Annotated in this window: 14 protein-coding genes; 6 read left to right on the forward strand and 8 right to left on the reverse strand. The window is 72.5% G+C overall.

The features are described 5' to 3' along the window. Positions 1 to 23: 23 nt before the first annotated feature. From AB5970_RS05025 to AB5970_RS05040, 4 genes are all read left to right on the forward strand, one after another. Positions 24 to 1,085, forward strand: a complete 1,062-nt coding sequence (locus AB5970_RS05025) for an AraC family transcriptional regulator (protein ID WP_370502806.1) — start codon at positions 24 to 26, stop codon at positions 1,083 to 1,085. A 267-nt stretch (positions 1,086 to 1,352) separates the two neighbouring features. After that, positions 1,353 to 2,165: a hypothetical protein gene (locus AB5970_RS05030; RefSeq protein ID WP_370502807.1), complete on the forward strand. Its 813-nt coding sequence runs from the start codon at positions 1,353 to 1,355 to the stop codon at positions 2,163 to 2,165. Positions 2,166 to 2,372: 207 nt separating this feature from the next. Further along, complete coding sequence (locus tag AB5970_RS05035) at positions 2,373 to 3,749, forward strand: adenylate/guanylate cyclase domain-containing protein (RefSeq protein WP_370502808.1); 1,377 nt, start codon at positions 2,373 to 2,375, stop codon at positions 3,747 to 3,749. Beyond that, on the forward strand, positions 3,746 to 4,774 hold the full coding sequence (locus tag AB5970_RS05040) for a cyclic nucleotide-binding domain-containing protein (protein ID WP_370502809.1): 1,029 nt from the start codon (positions 3,746 to 3,748) through the stop codon (positions 4,772 to 4,774). The genes AB5970_RS05035 and AB5970_RS05040 overlap by 4 nt, the downstream gene beginning before the upstream one ends. Before the next feature lie 98 nt (positions 4,775 to 4,872). Here the strand turns inward: AB5970_RS05040 and AB5970_RS05045 are convergent, their stop codons facing one another. The 5 genes from AB5970_RS05045 to AB5970_RS05065 all read right to left on the reverse strand — a co-directional run bounded on the left by AB5970_RS05045 (position 4,873) and on the right by AB5970_RS05065 (position 9,148). Beyond that, positions 4,873 to 6,192: a glycosyltransferase gene (locus AB5970_RS05045; protein WP_370502810.1), complete on the reverse strand. Its 1,320-nt coding sequence runs from the start codon at positions 6,190 to 6,192 to the stop codon at positions 4,873 to 4,875. Between the two features lie 190 nt (positions 6,193 to 6,382). Next, positions 6,383 to 7,882 (reverse strand): GMC family oxidoreductase, encoded by a 1,500-nt coding sequence (locus AB5970_RS05050; RefSeq protein WP_370502811.1) that lies wholly within the window; start codon positions 7,880 to 7,882, stop codon positions 6,383 to 6,385. A gap of 162 nt (positions 7,883 to 8,044) precedes the next feature. Next, positions 8,045 to 8,323 (reverse strand): hypothetical protein, encoded by a 279-nt coding sequence (locus tag AB5970_RS05055; protein WP_370502812.1) that lies wholly within the window; start codon positions 8,321 to 8,323, stop codon positions 8,045 to 8,047. Then, a complete protein-coding gene (locus AB5970_RS05060; RefSeq protein ID WP_370502813.1) occupies positions 8,320 to 8,580 on the reverse strand; it encodes a hypothetical protein in 261 nt (86 codons plus the stop codon). Before AB5970_RS05060 ends, AB5970_RS05055 begins: the two co-directional genes overlap by 4 nt. A 43-nt stretch (positions 8,581 to 8,623) precedes the next feature. Continuing rightward, positions 8,624 to 9,148 (reverse strand): MarR family winged helix-turn-helix transcriptional regulator, encoded by a 525-nt coding sequence (locus AB5970_RS05065; RefSeq protein WP_370502814.1) that lies wholly within the window; start codon positions 9,146 to 9,148, stop codon positions 8,624 to 8,626. 40 nt (positions 9,149 to 9,188) lie between these two features. Between AB5970_RS05065 and AB5970_RS05070 the strand changes: the two genes are divergently transcribed. Together AB5970_RS05070 and AB5970_RS05075 are read left to right on the forward strand one after the other, a co-directional pair. After that, a complete protein-coding gene (locus AB5970_RS05070; RefSeq protein WP_370502815.1) occupies positions 9,189 to 10,103 on the forward strand; it encodes a quinone oxidoreductase family protein in 915 nt (304 codons plus the stop codon). A gap of 33 nt (positions 10,104 to 10,136) precedes the next feature. Beyond that, positions 10,137 to 10,760: a dihydrofolate reductase family protein gene (locus AB5970_RS05075; protein WP_370502816.1), complete on the forward strand. Its 624-nt coding sequence runs from the start codon at positions 10,137 to 10,139 to the stop codon at positions 10,758 to 10,760. A gap of 158 nt (positions 10,761 to 10,918) precedes the next feature. Here AB5970_RS05075 and AB5970_RS05080 read toward each other — a convergent pair whose 3' ends face one another. From AB5970_RS05080 to AB5970_RS05090, 3 genes are read right to left on the reverse strand one after another with little or no spacing between them, the layout of a single operon-like run. Continuing rightward, positions 10,919 to 12,307 (reverse strand): UDP-glucose dehydrogenase family protein, encoded by a 1,389-nt coding sequence (locus AB5970_RS05080; RefSeq protein WP_370502817.1) that lies wholly within the window; start codon positions 12,305 to 12,307, stop codon positions 10,919 to 10,921. An 8-nt stretch (positions 12,308 to 12,315) separates the two neighbouring features. Beyond that, complete coding sequence (locus AB5970_RS05085; RefSeq protein WP_370502818.1) at positions 12,316 to 13,857, reverse strand: glycoside hydrolase family 26 protein; 1,542 nt, start codon at positions 13,855 to 13,857, stop codon at positions 12,316 to 12,318. After that, the gene (locus AB5970_RS05090) at positions 13,850 to 15,379 is read right to left on the reverse strand and encodes a glycosyltransferase (protein ID WP_370502819.1); all 1,530 of its coding nucleotides are present in this window, start codon (positions 15,377 to 15,379) and stop codon (positions 13,850 to 13,852) included. Before AB5970_RS05090 ends, AB5970_RS05085 begins: the two co-directional genes overlap by 8 nt. Positions 15,380 to 15,434: the final 55 nt, after the last annotated feature.

Here is a 15,434-nt window from a genome sequence, read left to right on the forward strand (position 1 = left end):
ATTTCATGCTCCAGAGTACGGGGATGGTGGATGCTGCCCCGGTCGACGCCCTCTCCGACCTGCTCGCGAGGGTCGATGTCGAGGGGATCATGACGGGCGGCTTCGCGGTTCGCGGCACGTGGACGTCCCAAGCTCACCTGACGCAGCCCTTCAAGCTAATCGCGCTCGTCGCCGGGACCGCGTGGGTGTCGACCGATGGCCCCGGCGGCCCGGACGGTCCCATGGAGATCGGGCCCGGCGACGTCGTGCTTCTGAACCACCGGACCTGGCTCGACATCCGGGGGGCGGGCACCTCCGACGAACCGCAGGCACTGGTGCCGGAGGAGAGCTTCGACGCGACGACGCTGGCCACGGCGAACCTGGAGACCGACGACGTGCTCGTCGGCGGCTCGATCCGCGTCAGTCCCGTCGGGTCGGAGCTGCTGCGAAACGCGCTGCCCGCCGTGGTGCACATCGCAGCAGGGTCGCCCTCGTCGTCGCGTTCCGCTGCTCTGGTCCAACGACTGTTCGACGAAGCCTCCGGTGCCCGGCTCGGGTCAGCGTTCGCCATCCGTCAGAACGCGCAGCTGCTTCTCCTCGAGGTCCTGCGCGCCTACGTCGGGCAGGGGCAGCCGAAGGTGGGGTGGTTGCGTCTGCTCGCCGACGAGCGCATGGCACCGGCGATGCGCTCGCTGCACGCTGAACCGGGGCACGACTGGGGGTTGGCCGAGCTGGCCTCGGCCGCCGGGATGTCGCGGACGGTCTTCGCGGAACGCTTCCGCGCACTCGCCGGCGAACCGCCGCTGACCTACCTGGCGAACTGGCGGATGACGCTCGCGCAGGAGGCGCTGCGTGATCCCGACACCCGGGTGGGGCAGCTGGCGGCCCAGCTCGGCTACGGCTCCGAGAGTGCCTTCAGCAACGCGTTCAAGCGCATCGTGGGAGAAGCGCCGCTGCGCTACCGACAGCGGGCGGGCGCCGCACGCGCCACGGCCGGGCGACCTCCCCCGAATCTGGCTCATCGAATTCCGACTTCCTCCGCGCAGACGGGCACCGGTGTGCAGGGTTCGGCTGGTCGATCGCAAGCGGGCGCGCTTGGCGACTGACTCCCGACGACGTAACGCCCCGCTGTCGTCGCGCCCGGCGGCCACGGGGCGCGTTCTGGAGGTCTTCGCCTCGCGTTCCCGTCTGAATGGGCCAACGCTCCAGGTCAGGGCGCGTTTTCGCTGGCCCGAGCTAGACCACGCATGCCCCGGAGGCCCGGGGGATGGGGACGACATCCCGTGAGAACCCTCGGGATGACTCCCGTGTCGTTCGGCCAGCACCCTCTGTGCTGCGCCCTCTGCCGTCGGCACCTGGGTATGGTCCCCGACGTGGTCCCCCTTCCTGAAGCACGATGGGCGAGTCCTTCCGACGAGGCCCGCTCCGCGTTGCAGCGCGCCTCGTGGCAACTTCGTCTCCTGGTGGAACCGGAGCCGGACCTGGTCGGGCTCGCGGTCGACGCCCTGATGGCAGGCCTGGATGGCGACGCGCTGGCTGAGCTCGCCGGTGCCGATCCACGCCGCGCCCAGGAATGCCGTGACTTGTTCGCAGAGGTCCTGAACGAGCAGGACCTGGAGTGGCCCGAGGAGCAATCCGCCGTGTGGAACCTTGTGCGGGACACCGCGCAGCGGATTGTCGACGGCGACCTGGACCCAGTCGAGGGGGCGAGGTGGATCACGCGCGTTGCATACCACCGCGCGGAGCCCGAAGGTGACCTTCGCATCTTCGTCGGCATGGCATCGGAAGCCGACGACCCGAACTCGCTTGATCTCTACCGCCCCAGGATCGTGCACGAGGCGGCTGCGCTCCTGGAACGGGACATGCCGCGCCGGTGGCTTCGTGTCCAGGCGGATGCCGAACGCCCACTGTCGATCGCGACGACCCGCGGCGCGGCCCCGCTCGACCACGACGACGTCGACCTCCCGCAGAACATCTCCTCGCAGGTCGGCTCGTGGGCGCGCGAGTGGCGAGATGTGCTCGCAGCCGGCGGTTTCGCGTCGTTGGCCGAGGCCGAGGGCTTCGTCGCAGCCGGCAGCAAACTCGCAACATCCGTGGAGGACCGGCTCGGACCAGGCTGGCGGGTCGAGTACTACCCGGAACCGATCAGGCCCCCGGGGGTTCGGCTCCGCTCGGCCGGGAACTGACTGGCCCGCCGGCCGCGCCGTCCGCCGACCTGCGGGCGATCGCGGTAGCGACGATGTCGGGCCCGCGCGGACCGCTCCGCGGGGCGCGGAAGGGTCGGGAATCTCGGCGCCCCATGTCAGGAACCAGCCTTGCGCGGGCACCCAGACCAGGACAAAGTGGGCGAGGGGCGGCGGGGCCGGCAGCGAAGCCTCCCGGCAGGAGGACCGATGCGTCCGGAGACTCAGTTCACCAGGTCTGGAGAGGTCTATCTCGCCTACCAGGTCCTCGGGCAAGGTGACAGCGAGTTCCTCGTGGTCCATGGCGGACTCACCCACGTCGAGGCGATGTGGGACATCCCCGAGATCTCTGGCTTCATCGAGCAGCTGGCGCGGATCGGCCGGGTCGCCATCTTCGACAAGCGCGGCATGGGTCTGTCCGACCGCGTCACCGAGCTCGTCGAGCTCGACGTCAGCGCACTGGACATCATCGCCGTGATGGACGCCGCCGGGCTCGTTCGGCCGGTGCTGTTCGGCCCCGCGGACGGCGCCTCACAGTGCTTCGCGGCCGCGGCCCTGTACCCCCACCGCGTGACTGGCATCGTCGCCCTGGAGCCTGCACCCAGCTTCGTCGTCGACAACGACGACCCGTGGGGCTTCCCGGAGGACGTCGCGACGTCCATCCGGGAGGTCGTGGACCGAGGCTGGGGTCAGGGCGTCCTCTTGGCGATGGGCGCCGGCGTCGTCGGGCACGATCCGCGCGTCATCGCGGCGTTCCAGCGCTACGAGCGCATGGCTGCGACTCCGGCGACCGCGGCCTGGTGGGTGCGGTGCTTCCTGAACACCGACTCCAGGCCGTACCTCGGGACAGTGCTGGCGCCCGTCGTGGTCATCCACGCGCGGGACAACGCTACGGCGCTGGTCGGGCACGTGCGGTGGGTCGCCGACCATCTCCCGAACGCGCGGATCCTCGAGCTCGACGGGGACCTCGCCGACCTCCTCATGCCCGGTGGGCCTGTCCTGGACGAGCTCGAGGACCTCGCCGCCGGCACCCGCGTGGGCGGCGCCGCACATCGCCAGCTCGTCGCCCTCCTGGTCACCGATCTCGTCGGCTCGACACGATCGATGACCAGTCTCGGCGAGGAGGGTTGGCGACGACTCCTCGAGGACCACCGCAGAATGGTGCGCTCCGCCCTCACCCGTTACGCCGGAACCGAGATCGACACCGCTGGCGACGGCTTCCTCGCGACGTTCCGGCTGGCGAGCCAGGCACTGCGGTGTGCCGTCGACATCCGTGACGGGAGCGCCCCGACCGGCGTGGCCGTCCGGCAGGGTGTGCACGCCGGCGAGGTCAGCGTTTTCGACGCCGGTGTGGCCGGGCAAGCCGTTCATGCCGCAGCCCGAGTCGCCGCCCTGGCCGGTGCGGGCGACGTCTACGTCACCGATGTCGCCCTGGCGCTGTGCACAGGAGAGCACCCACCCGCCGAGATGGTCGGTACGCGTGTCCTGCGCGGCGTCCCGGGCCGCTGGAGGGTGCACCGGCTGACCGACGCGACGGTCCCGATCCCGGAGGCGGCCTTCCCTGCGATGCCAGGCAGCACGCCATGACGGACGATCGGGTGGAAGGCGCTGTCACCTCCGTCAGCTGGATCCCGTCGGAGTCCTTCGATGGCCTCTACCGCGGCGCGATCGCGGTCGGGCTCGGTCACTACGACGCCCCGCCCACCGACCACATCGGCAGCCTGGAGCAGCTGAGGACCGAGGGGCACAAGGACGCCTTCAGGTTCGCCCACCGTCTGGCAGCGTGGGCCGAGTTCGACGAGGGCAGAGTCATCGACGCCGGTTTCAGCGCCGACAGCGCCGGCGTCATGGGCGGCTCGACCGTGCGGATCGGGCTCGCGTCGGTGCGCCTCACCAACGTTGCCCTACCCCTGATCAGGGGTGGCCCGACGCCGAACGGGGCAACGGTGTCGTTCCAGCAGACATTCGGCGGACGCACCAGCGCTCCCTTCCCCCGCATCGTCGCAGGGGCCCCCTATGTGCGAGTCATCGCACCCTGGGTCTGGACCACGTTGCGGCTGGAGCTGCACGCCGACGGGACGAGCGGCGGTGAGCTCGTCGGCGCGAGCACGTTCCCCCGGCACTGGGTCTTCGACCGCTTCGGGCAGCTGGCCGCCAAGAGCGGCTTGGCCGACTTCGGTGCCTGGATCCATCACTCGCAGCCCGACCGGACCCCGTGGGGCTCTGTCGACTCGCCGGCTCTGGTCGCCGAGGTGGAGTCAGCCCTCGAACGACAGCTCTCCTCCTTCATCATGCAAGGCGGCACGGCGCCGGAGGTTCGCCGACTGGCCGAAGGCGAGCTCCTGACCCAACAGGGCGCCCCCGGCACCGATGTCTACCTTGTCCTGGACGGCTGCCTGCGCGTCGACGTGGATGGCGAAGTGCTGGGTGAGGTGGGCCCAGGCGCGGTCGTCGGTGAGCGCGCGGCCCTGGAGCGGGGCGTGCGGACGGCGACGCTCACAGCCACGACACCGGTTCGGGTCGCGGCGGTCGACCACGCGCTGCTCGACATCGACAAGCTCCGTGCACTGACCGTCGACCATCGACGCGAGGAGCCCGACGCCTCCGTCTGACGCAACGCTCGGCGATCACGCCGACTCCCGACCGTCACCACTGAGCGTCGACGTGAGCAGTGGCGTGACGTGGCCCCCCGCCGCGCCCGCCCGATCCCTCAGGCGACGACCGCCGCGCGCTCCCGAGCTGTCTCCTCCACGACCTCGACCGTGCGAGCGACGGCGTCGTAGCGCGCGTACTCGGCGGCGAGCTCGGTCGCACGCCGCCGGTACGACGAGTCGGCCAGCACCTCCAGCACGCCGGCACGGACGGCGGCCGCGGAGGCGACGTCCTGCGCGTCGGTCCGGACCCCGACCCCGGTGCCCGACCAGACGACGCGCGCGGTCACCTCGGCCTTGTCCTCGGTCCGGCCGGCGACGACGAGCGGGACGCCGTGCGCGAGTGCCTGCTGGACGCCGCCGAACCCGCCGTTGGTCACCATCACGTCCACGAGCGGCAGCAGGTGCTCGAACGGCACGAACCGCGCGGCGCGCACGTTCGCCGGCCGGTCCGGCAGCACGTCGTCGGGCTCCCCGATCGCCGTCGTCGCGACGACCAGCACGTCCTCGTCGGCCAGCGCCTCGAGGGTCGGGCGCAGCAGCCGGTCGGGGTCGGTGGCGATCGTCCCCTGCGTGACCAGCACGACCGGACGCCCCGCCTCCCGAGCCGCCAGCACGTCCGACCACCACGCGGGCTCGTCGAACGAGTCCACGCCCCGCGGCATGATCTGGCCGATGAACTCGAGCTCGGGGTGCGGCTCCAGGCGCGGGTACTCGAATCCCGGCACCGACGCCTGCAGCAGACGGTCGGCGAGGGTGCCGACCCAGTCGAAGAAGAAGACGTCCAGGTCGCCTGCACCGACCTGCGCGGCCACGAGCCGCGCCTCGCGCTGGGCCTCGCGGAAGATGACCTTCTGGATCAGGAAGGTGAGTGCCCGCTGCTTGATCCGGTCGAGCGCGTGGCGCGGCGGCTGCAGGCCGGGCCCGAAGGGCGGGACGTCGCGGCCGGAGAGCTGGAGCGGGAGTACCGACAGCTGGACAGCGGGTACACCGTGCCGGCGCGCGGCGAGTGCGCCTGCGACGAATGCGCTCTCGACGACGACGACGTCCGGCTGCTCGGCTGCGATGCAGGCGGAGACGTCCTCGACGTAGGCGGGCACGGGCCGGACGAAGAGGTGCACGACGTCCCAGCGCAGGCGGCGCAGGCCGGGCGCGGGGGCGCCGTTCGCCTCGGACCAGGCGTTGACGTCCGAGTCGTCCTCGTCGCGGCCGAGGGTCATGGGGACGTACTGCGCGCCGGTGGCCTCGACGGCGGTCGCGAACTTGCTGCCGGTGTAGACGCTGACGTCGTGGCCGGCGTCGACGAGGGCGCGCACGATCGGCAGCGCGGGTCGCACGTGGCCGGTGATGGGCGTGAGGGTGAACAGGACCTTGCTCATGACGGGTTGCTCTCCAGGTGTCGCACGTGAGTGGGTGGCCGGGCGGCCGCGGTGTCAGGTGCCCGATCGGATCGGCCTGATACATCCGGTCCGTCCGGTTCTCCCGACGCCACGTGCCGGTTCCCGCGTGCGAACGGCAGGCGGTGTGGTGACGGCCGGCCGGAGATCCGGCGCCGACCGACCTGCTGGTTCAGCGGTCGATCCCGCGCGCGACGTGCTCGGCGACCATGATCGTGGGCACGTGGGTGTTGGCCGACGGGATGTCGGGCATCACGGAGGCGTCGACCACCCGCAGCCCGGCGACCCCATGGACGCGCCCGGCCGCGTCGACGACCGCGCCGGCCGCCGGGTCGGGGCCCATCGCGCAGGTGCCGACGGGGTGGTGGTAGGTCCACACGGCCCGCGGGATCCACGCCCGCAGCGCGGCGCGGTCGCCGGGGCGGAGCGCGTCGCCCGGCCGCAGCTCGTGCCCGCCGGAGAGGCGCCCGACGGCGCTGTCTCGGCAGACCTCCCACGTGCGCGCGAACGCCTCGGCGAGCCGGTCGAGGTCCGTGGGCTCGCGGAAGTAGCCGAGGTCGATGAGCGGTGGCGTCGCGGGGTCGTCGCTCACCAGCCGGAGGCTGCCCCGTGAGCGCGGCTTGAGCAGGGCCGTCCCGACGAAGAAGGCGGCTGCCCCGCCGTCGAGGTATGGCCCGCCCACCATGAGCTGCAGGTCGGGCGCGCCGGCCGGGTCCGCGCCGTCGCTCCGGGCCGTGGCCGCGACCTGGAAGACCGGGACCGGGTCGACCGGACCCGGGTGGTGCAGGTCGACCGACACCACCGGGTGGTCCACGAGGTTCGCGCCGACCCCCGGCAGATCGACCCGCGGCCGGACCCCGACGGCGCGCAGCTGCTCGGCCGGGCCGATCCCGGAACGCAGGAGCAGCAGGGGGCTGCCGAAGGTGCCCCCGCAGAGCACGACCCGGTCCGCGTGGACGACCTCCCCCGAGAGGAGCCGCACCCCGACGGCCCGGTCTCCCTCGAGCAGCAGGTCCCGCGCCTCGGCGTCGCACCGGATCGTCAGGTTGGCCCGGTCCCCGTCGCGGGGCAGGTACGCGATCGCCGTGCTCACCCGGACGCCGTCGACGCAGTTCATCGGGATCCGGCCCACGCCGACGGCTCCCGGCGCGTTGAGGTCGTCGACCGGTGCGCAGCCGAGGTCGCGCAGCGACTCCTCCCCGGCCCGGGCGACGTCGGTCAGCTCGCCGTCGCCGTAGCGGCGGACCGGTAGTGGCCCGCGGTCGCCGTGCCAGGACTCCGAGCCATGGTCGGCGTCCGTCTCCAGCCGGACGAAGTCGGGGAGCACGTCGGCGAACGCCCACCCCGCGTTGCCGGCCAGCGCCCAGTCGTCGTAGTCGCGGGGGTGACCGCGCAGGGCGAAGGTCGCGTTGGTCGACGAGCAGCCGCCCAGCAGCCGACCGCGCGGGAGGTGCCGGGCCGTCCCGTCGGGTCCGGGCACCTCGGTGAAGCCCCAGTCGTGCTGCATGGTCGCGCGGCGGCCGTCGCGGACGTCCTCGGGCGGATCGACCCGATGGTCCGGGCCGGCCTCGAGCAGCAGCACCCGGCGCGCCGGATCCTCGCTCAGGCGAGCGGCGAGCACGCACCCGGCGGCCCCGCCGCCGACGACGACCACGTCCCAGCCCGCGGACACGGCGGCTCACCACGCAGCCGTCGGCACGGGGACGAGCGCGCGAGCGTCGGAGCCCCCCAGCTGGTTCACGCCGAGGGGCGACGTGCGTGCCGGCGCAGCGGACGCGTCCGCCCTCATCCCCACAGTTTCCTGCTCCGGACGGGCCGGCAACAGCCCCCGTCGCTAGGAGCCGCCCGCGGCCTGGGGCTCCGGTCTGGTCTCGCCCTCGGTCTCGCGGCGGATGAAGGGCTTGGTGATCGCCTCGAAGCACCAGAGCGCGTCGGCGATGGCGAAGACCACGAGGCCGACGAGGACACGCTCCGTCTGGTCTGGTGCCGCGACCAGGGTGACGACGACGAGGCCGGTCACGACGACCGAGACGACGAGCTGGAGAACCATGAAGCTGCGGGTCGAGTGGTGCCACTCGAAGAAGTTCGGCTCGCGGTGCTCGTCGGGGCTCACGCGACGATCGCCCAGCCGCGCACGTAGAGCGTGACGAGGCCGACCGCCATGGGCAGTCCCCACAGGACGCCCCACATGAGGCCGCTGTCGGCCGCGGTCCCCATGAAGCGTCGGGCGTCGCTCAGGGTTTCCTGCATCCACACGGTCCGGAGGACCTGGACCGCACTGTGGAGCGTGACCGACGACCCGAGGACCGCCAGGAACAGCAGGCACGCGTTGATGACCCGAACGACGTCCTGTTGCGCCTCGAAGGTCACAGGCGCATGGTCCACCCGGTCGACGTCGCGCAGCAATCCCCCGTCAGCCCGCCCACTGCGTCTGGTGCCCGGGTGGGCGCGGGAGCGTCCCCTCCGCGACGAGCTGCTCGTGGATCTGGTCCAGGGCGGTGCGGAGGGGGTCGAGCAGGTCCGGGTCCAGCCCGTCGAAGAAGAGCCGCCGCACCAGCGCCGCGTGGCCGGGCGTCGCGAGCCGCAGGGCGTCGCGCCCCGCCGAGCTCAGGCCCACCTCGGTGACCCGGGCGTCGGTGGCAGCCGTGCGCCGGCTGACCAGCCCGCGCCGCTCCATGCGGAGCACCTGGTGCGACAGCCTGCTGCGCTCCCAGCCGATACGGACGGCCAGGTCGCCCACCGGGAGGTGCTCGCCGGGGGAGTCCGCCAGGGCGTTGAGCACGTGGAAGTCCGCGTGGGACAGCCCGCCGCGCGCTGCCAGGTCGTGGGCGACCTCGAAGTCGAGGCGCAGCACCACGCGCATGTACGCGAACCAGGTGGCCTCCTGCTCCGGGGTGAGGCCCGGAATATCCCCGAGGCTCCGCGAGTTTGGTGACATGTCACGCAATCTACCGGTCGGCGAGAGGCAGAGCGAGCTCATGGTCGCAGCAGTGGTGCTCCGGGAGTGGGGGCCGCCCGAGGTCCTGGTCCCCGCGCAGGTCGAGGTCGGTGCACCCGGCCCCGGGCAGGTGCGGATCGACGTGCGGTTCGCGGGGGTCGGGCCCACCGACCTCGCGATCCGCGCGGGTCACCTGCCGGGCGCGTTCGGGTCCGGGCCGGGCTCGGTGCTGGGCTTCGAGGTGGCCGGGGTCGTGGAGTCGGTCGGTGACGGGGTCGTCGACGTGCGGCCGGGCGACGCCGTGGCGGCCTTCCTGCCGGAGCTCGGCGGCTACGCGGAGCAGGTGCTGGCTCGGCACTGGGTACGCATCCCGGACGGCGTCGACCTCCAGGACGCGGCGGCGCTGCCCGCCTCGGGCGAGGCGGCGGCGCGGGTTGTCGAGGAGACGAGGATCGCCCCGGGCGAGACGGTGCTCGTCGTCGGCGCGGCCGGCTCCGTGGGCCAGGTGGCCACGCAGCTCGCGGTGGCGCGCGGCGCGCGGGTGCTCGGGGTCGCCCGCGTGCAGGACGCCACGCTGGTCGAGTCGATGGGCGCGGAGCCGGTCGCGTCCGGACCCGGCCTCGCCGCCCGGGTGCGCGCACTGGTGCCCGCGGTCGACGCGGTCATCGACGCCTCGGGCGCCGGCATCCTCGCCGACGCCGTCGACCTGGCCGGCGGGACCGAGCGCGTGGTGACGCTCTCCGACCCCGCGGCCGCCCAGGCCGGGGTGCGCCTGTCCGGCCCCGACGGACCCCGGGTCGCCGACCGGCTGGCGACGGTGATGGCGCTGCTCGCCGACGGTCGCCTGCGCCTGCGGGCACGGACCACGGCCCCGCTGGCCGAGGCGGCCGCGGTGCACCGCGACCTCGAGAGCGGCGCCGTGCGTGCGAAGGTCCTGCTCGTGGTGGGAGGCTGATCGTCCACGCCGAGGTCACGCGGAGGTGCAGCCATGGGCAGCGTGCACATCGACCTGTTCGTCACGCTCGACGGCGTCGCGCAGGCGCCCGGCGCACCCGAGGAGGACACGTCGGGCGGGTTCCCCTTCGGCGGCTGGCAGGCGCCGCTGATGGACGATCTCGTCGGCCGCGAGGTCATGGCGGGCCTCGAGCGCATGGACGCCCTGCTGCTCGGGCGCCGGACGTACGACATCTTCGCGGCGTACTGGCCGCACCAGGAGGGTGACATCGCCCGGCAGCTCAACGCCGTGCCCAAGTACGTCGCCAGCCGCGGCAAGCCGGACCTCTCCTGGGCGGACTCCAGCCTGCTCGGCCCCGACGTCGTCGAGCAGGTCCGGGCGGTGCGCGACCGGCACCAGCACACCCACGTGATCGGGAGCGTCGACTTCGTCCAGACGCTGCTGGCCGAGCGGTTGTTCGACGTGCTGACGCTCTGGGTCTACCCGGTGGTGCTCGGCCAGGGCAAGAAGGTCTTCCCCGACGGCGCCCGGGCGTCCGGACTCACGCTGCTCGAGCCGCCCGTGGCCGGGAGCGCCGGGGCCGTCCAGCTGCGGTACGCCCCGACGGGCGCCGACCCCGGCACGGGCGACATGACGGTCGTCGACGCCCAGGGGTGACCTCGAGCAGGGCGGAGAACCGGCGTCGATGCGCGGATCGATGCGGGACCGGCGGCACACGCGCGGCGAGTCGTTCATCCATCGCCGGGTGCGGGCCGCGTGGGCGCAGCGAACGGCCCCGGGATCGAGCGATCCCGGGGCCGTCGGGCTATGCGGGGTCAGGCAGCCGCGCGGCCCAGCCCGCGGAACGTCCAGCCCGCCTCGCGCCACTGACCGGCGTCGAGCTTGCCGCGGGCGTCGATGACGGCCGGCTGGTGCGCGAGCGTCGCCAGGCGCGCCGGGTCGGCGTCGACGAACTCGTCCCACTCGGTCAGCACGAGCACGACGTCGGAGCCCTCGACGGCCTCGTCCACGCCGGTGGCGTAGCCCAGGGTCGGGAAGCTCGAGCGTGCCGTGTCGCCGGCCTGCGGGTCGTAGACGGTGACCTGGGCGCCGCGCAGGTGCAGGGCCGCCGCCACGTTGAGCGCCGGCGAGTCCCGCACGTCGTCGGTGTGCGGCTTGAACGCGGCGCCGAGGACGCCGATCCGCCGGTTGAGGACGGACCCGCCGCAGGCCTCGATCGCGAGCTCGATCACCCGGGAGCGCTGGCCCATGTTGATCTCGTCGACCTGCTGCAGGAGGCCCGCGGCCCCGCTGGCGCCGAGCTCGTTGGCGCGGTGCATGAGGGCGCGGATGTCCTTGGGGAGGCAGCCGCCGCCGAACCCGAGGCCGGCGTCGAGGAACTGGCGCCCGATCCGGACGTCGTGGCCCAGCGCGTCGGCCAGCACCTTCACGTCGGCGCCCGCCGCCTCGCAGACCCCCGAGATCGCGTTGATGAACGAGATCTTGGTGGCCAGGAACGCGTTCGCCGACACCTTGACCAGCTCGGCCGTCGGCAGGTCGCACACGACGACCGGCGAGCCCTCGGCGATGGGGCCGGCGTACACCCGGCGCAGCAGCGCCTCGGAGTCGTCGGTGGTGCCGCCCAGGACGATGCGGTCCGGGTGCAGCGTGTCCTGCACGGCCTTGCCCTCCCGGAGGAACTCCGGGTTCCACACCAGCTCGGCGCGGACGTCGGCCGGGGCCGCCAGCGCGACGAGCGTGCGCAGCCGGGCGCCGGTGCCCACCGGGACGGTGGACTTGCCGACGATGAGCGCGTCGTGCGTGAGGTTCTGCGCGATCGCTGTGGTCGCCGCCTCGACGAACCGGAGGTCGGCCGCGTGGCTGGTCTTGGACTGCGGGGTGCCGACGCACACGAAGTGCACGTCGCCCCAGCCCACGGCCTCGGCCACGTCGGTGGTGAACCGGAGCCGACCGGTGGCCAGCTGCTCGGTGAGGAGCTCGGGCAGCCCGGGCTCGTAGAACGGGACCTTGCCGGCGGTCAGCATCTCGACCTTGTGCGGGTCGGTGTCCACGCCGACGACCTCCATGCCCAGCTGGGCCATGGCGACGGCGTGCGTGGCTCCGAGGTAGCCGGTGCCGAGCACCACGATCCGCGGCGCGGGGCCGTCGGCGTCGAACGTCGAGCGGGGGAACAGGTCGGTCAGGTCGATCGGGGAGTCAGTCATCACGGCTCCTAGGAGGTGGGGGTGGTGATCGCGAAGTTGGCGGCGGGGTCGTGCAGCCCGTCGGAGAACGCCTTGAGCGAGTCCGCGCGGGAGCCGATCCGCCAGTCGTTGGTGACCAGCTCGCCGCCGCTCGTCGTGGTGACGGTGTGGTTGAACCAGGCGAACCCGATGACGTCGGCGTTCTCCGGCTTGGCGAGCGAGTGGAACAGGTCGGCCACCCAGGCGGGCTTGTTGCCGCCCACCTCCGAGGCTCCGACCTCCGCGAGGAAGATGGGCTTCGTCGTGATCGAGCGCAGCTGGTCCAGCGACCGGTCGTACGTGTACGAGAAGGTCGGCGTCTGGTCCGCCTTGTACGGCGGCCGGTAGTAGCCGGACAGGCCCACCCAGTCGACGTACTCGTCGCCCGGGTACAGGCTCCGCATGTACGTCGCGTCCTGCTTGGCGTACGTGGCCAGCGAGTTGACGATGTTCGGGGCCCAGACCCAGATGACGTACTGGTTGGCGCCCTCGGCCTCGAAGATGTCGTGCACGTGGCGCCACATCTTCACGTAGTCGCCCTGGGCGTTGCCGTTGAGGGAGTCACCGTTCCAGGTGCGCTCGCCCCACGGGTACCAGTCGCCGTTCATCTCGTGGTCCAGGCGGATGGCCATGGGCAGGCCCAGGGCCGCGATGTCCTTCGCGTACTGGTGCAGGTAGGCGTCGTACTGCCCGCCGATGATCGTGGGCAGCGAGTACGCCGGGTCGACGGACTCGTTGTTCCCGGCCGAGAGCGGACGCGACTCCCACGTGAGCAGCGGGAGCATGCCCTTCTGCCACGAGCGCGTCACCGCGTCGGCCCGGAACGGTCCGTCCCAGCCCTGGAAGTACCCCGCGATGGTGGGAGCGGATCCCACGGACGCCGACACGCTGTCCAGCTCGGCCCAGTTGAAGGGCGACTGCGGCGTGTACAGGCCGAACTGGCGCTTCGCGGGTGCGATCAGCGCGGACACCGGCGGCGCGGTGGGCTTCACCGCGGGTGCGGGAGTCGCGGGCTGGGGCGCGCTGGCCTGGACGGCGGCCCGCGCCCGGGCGGCGTCGGCCTCGGCCTGGTCCGCCCGGTCGGCGGCGGCCTGCGCCTTGCCCTTGGCGGCGGCCGCGGCCTTCTCGGCGGCGGCCTTGCCCTGGGAGCGTGCTGCGGCGGCGGCCCGCTCGGCCTCGGCCTTCTGGGCCCCCTCCGCGGCGGCGGCGGCCTGCTCGGCGGCGGCCTTGGCCTTGCCGCTCTCGGACGCGGCCTTGCGCTCGGCGGCGGCCTTGGCCTGCGACCGCTCGAGCGAGTCGACCTCGTCCTGGCGCGCCTGCAGCGAGTTGCGGAGCTTCTCGTTCTCGGCGGCCAGCCGGAGCTCGGCGGCGCTCACCTTCGGGGAGCTGGGGGACGCCACGGACGGCGACAGCCAGACGCCGGCGGTCACGGCGACGAGCGCCAGCGCGATGCCGGCGGCGCCGAGCCGCTTGCGGGGCGAGGGGCGGATGGCGCGGGACCACCACCCGGAGTTCTCGATGTGCTCAGACATAGACCAGGGCCTCCAGGGTGAACAGGGCCAGCGCGATCACGTAGGGGATCGCGGCCAGCGGGTTGAGTCGGCGGCGGCGCGAGGGCGCGGTGACCTTCTCGCGGCGCGCGCGCGTCGGGGCGACCACCGGAGCGGTGACCGGGGCGGTGTCGGTGAGGACGGTGCGGCCCGGCGAGGCCAGGCGCTGCGTCGGCACCACGCCGTCGGGAGCGCGGTCGACCAGGTCGGCCGGTCCGGCGGGGGCGCTCTCGAGCTCGGCGATCAGGTCGTCGCCGCCGCCCGAGTACGCGCCGGCGCGGGTGCCCCAGCCGCTGGCGTGGGCCATGCGGACGAAGCCGAGCAGCCGGATCGGCATGAGGAAGAGGGTCGAGACGATGATGAACACCGGCAGGCGGAAGAAGTCCGACGGCTTCTCGTGCAGGTGCCGGATCTGGCGGATGGCCATCGACAGCACGGACGAGACGATCATGGTCGCGACCACCCAGAACCAGCCGTCGAGCCCCGTGTAGGTGTCCAGGATGGCCTGGTAGAGGTTGGTCCCCGTGTGGGTGACGCCGCGGTAGATCCAGCCGGCGATCGTTCCGAACAGCAGGAACGGCAGCAGGATGTCGACGACGAAGAAGATGGCCAGCACGGGGGCGTGGCCGATCATCCAGGGGAGCATGCGCAGGGTGTTGTACTGGCTGCCGCGGGCCCAGCGGAGCTGCTGCTTGGCCAGCTTCTTCACCTGCAGGGGAGCGTCGGTGTAGCAGAGGCTCGTGTACTGGTAGACGGTGCGGTAGCCCGCCTTGAGCGTCAGGTTGGTCAGGGTCCGGTCGTCGGACACCTCGAGGAAGACGCCCATGAACTTCTGGTGCATGAAGTCGTCCATGACCTGGACCAGGATGTGCCGGCGGAACGCGATGGTGCGTCCGGGCAGGCAGCCCACCTGGCCGAGCGCGGACTGCGCGGGCATCGAGTAGAGCGCCCGGGTGTTCTCCAGCCAGTCGGCCCACCGGGTGATCCAGGAGCGCTCGGGCTCGAGGATGCGCTGCCGGGTGGTGGCCCCACCGACGGAGGCGTCGGCGAACGGCTTGACCAGCTCGGAGAGCGTGCCGTCGGTCCAGACCGTGTCGGAGTCGACCAGCACGGTGATCTCGCCGCGGGAGAGCTCGGTGCCGATCTTGACGGCGTTCCGCTTGCCCGGGATAGGCGTGTGCACCCAGCGCACCAGCGGCGCGAACTCGTCGCTGACCGCCTGGAGCGCGGGGTTGACGGCGCCGTTGATCACGACGATGACCTCGTCGGGACGCTGGTCGACGATGCGCGTCAGCACGTCCCGGAAGAGATCGAGCGGCTCGTCGACCACCGGGATGACCACGCTCGTCGTGCCGTGGAACTCGCCGGTGTAGGGCTTGTAGCGCCTCGACAACAGCACCTTGAGCAGCCACAACGCCCAGATGATGGTGGAGAACAATGCGAACAGATAGAACTCTGATTGGCCTTCGAGCATGTGCCGAAGCTGGAGGACAAAGACGAACATGGCGGTACCCCGCGTATTCGGTCAAAGGATCTTTGTACGACTGACCGGCTCCGTC

It is taken from the genome of Cellulomonas sp. ICMP 17802 (genome assembly GCF_041295535.1).
Taxonomy (GTDB): Bacteria; Actinomycetota; Actinomycetes; order Actinomycetales; family Cellulomonadaceae; genus Cellulomonas.

Bases quoted from the DNA above. Each gene is read 5' to 3' on its own strand.
- AB5970_RS05025 (WP_370502806.1), top strand. From the start codon at position 24: ATGGTGGATGCTGCCCCGGTCGACGCCCTCTCCGACCTGCTCGCGAGG.
- AB5970_RS05035 (WP_370502808.1), top strand. From the start codon at position 2,373: ATGCGTCCGGAGACTCAGTTCACCAGGTCTGGAGAGGTCTATCTCGCC.
- AB5970_RS05040 (WP_370502809.1), top strand. From the start codon at position 3,746: ATGACGGACGATCGGGTGGAAGGCGCTGTCACCTCCGTCAGCTGGATC.
- AB5970_RS05045 (WP_370502810.1), bottom strand. From the start codon at position 6,192: ATGAGCAAGGTCCTGTTCACCCTCACGCCCATCACCGGCCACGTGCGA.
- AB5970_RS05065 (WP_370502814.1), bottom strand. From the start codon at position 9,148: ATGTCACCAAACTCGCGGAGCCTCGGGGATATTCCGGGCCTCACCCCG.
- AB5970_RS05070 (WP_370502815.1), top strand. From the start codon at position 9,189: ATGGTCGCAGCAGTGGTGCTCCGGGAGTGGGGGCCGCCCGAGGTCCTG.
- AB5970_RS05075 (WP_370502816.1), top strand. From the start codon at position 10,137: ATGGGCAGCGTGCACATCGACCTGTTCGTCACGCTCGACGGCGTCGCG.
- AB5970_RS05080 (WP_370502817.1), bottom strand. From the start codon at position 12,307: ATGACTGACTCCCCGATCGACCTGACCGACCTGTTCCCCCGCTCGACG.
- AB5970_RS05085 (WP_370502818.1), bottom strand. From the start codon at position 13,857: ATGTCTGAGCACATCGAGAACTCCGGGTGGTGGTCCCGCGCCATCCGC.
- AB5970_RS05090 (WP_370502819.1), bottom strand. From the start codon at position 15,379: ATGTTCGTCTTTGTCCTCCAGCTTCGGCACATGCTCGAAGGCCAATCA.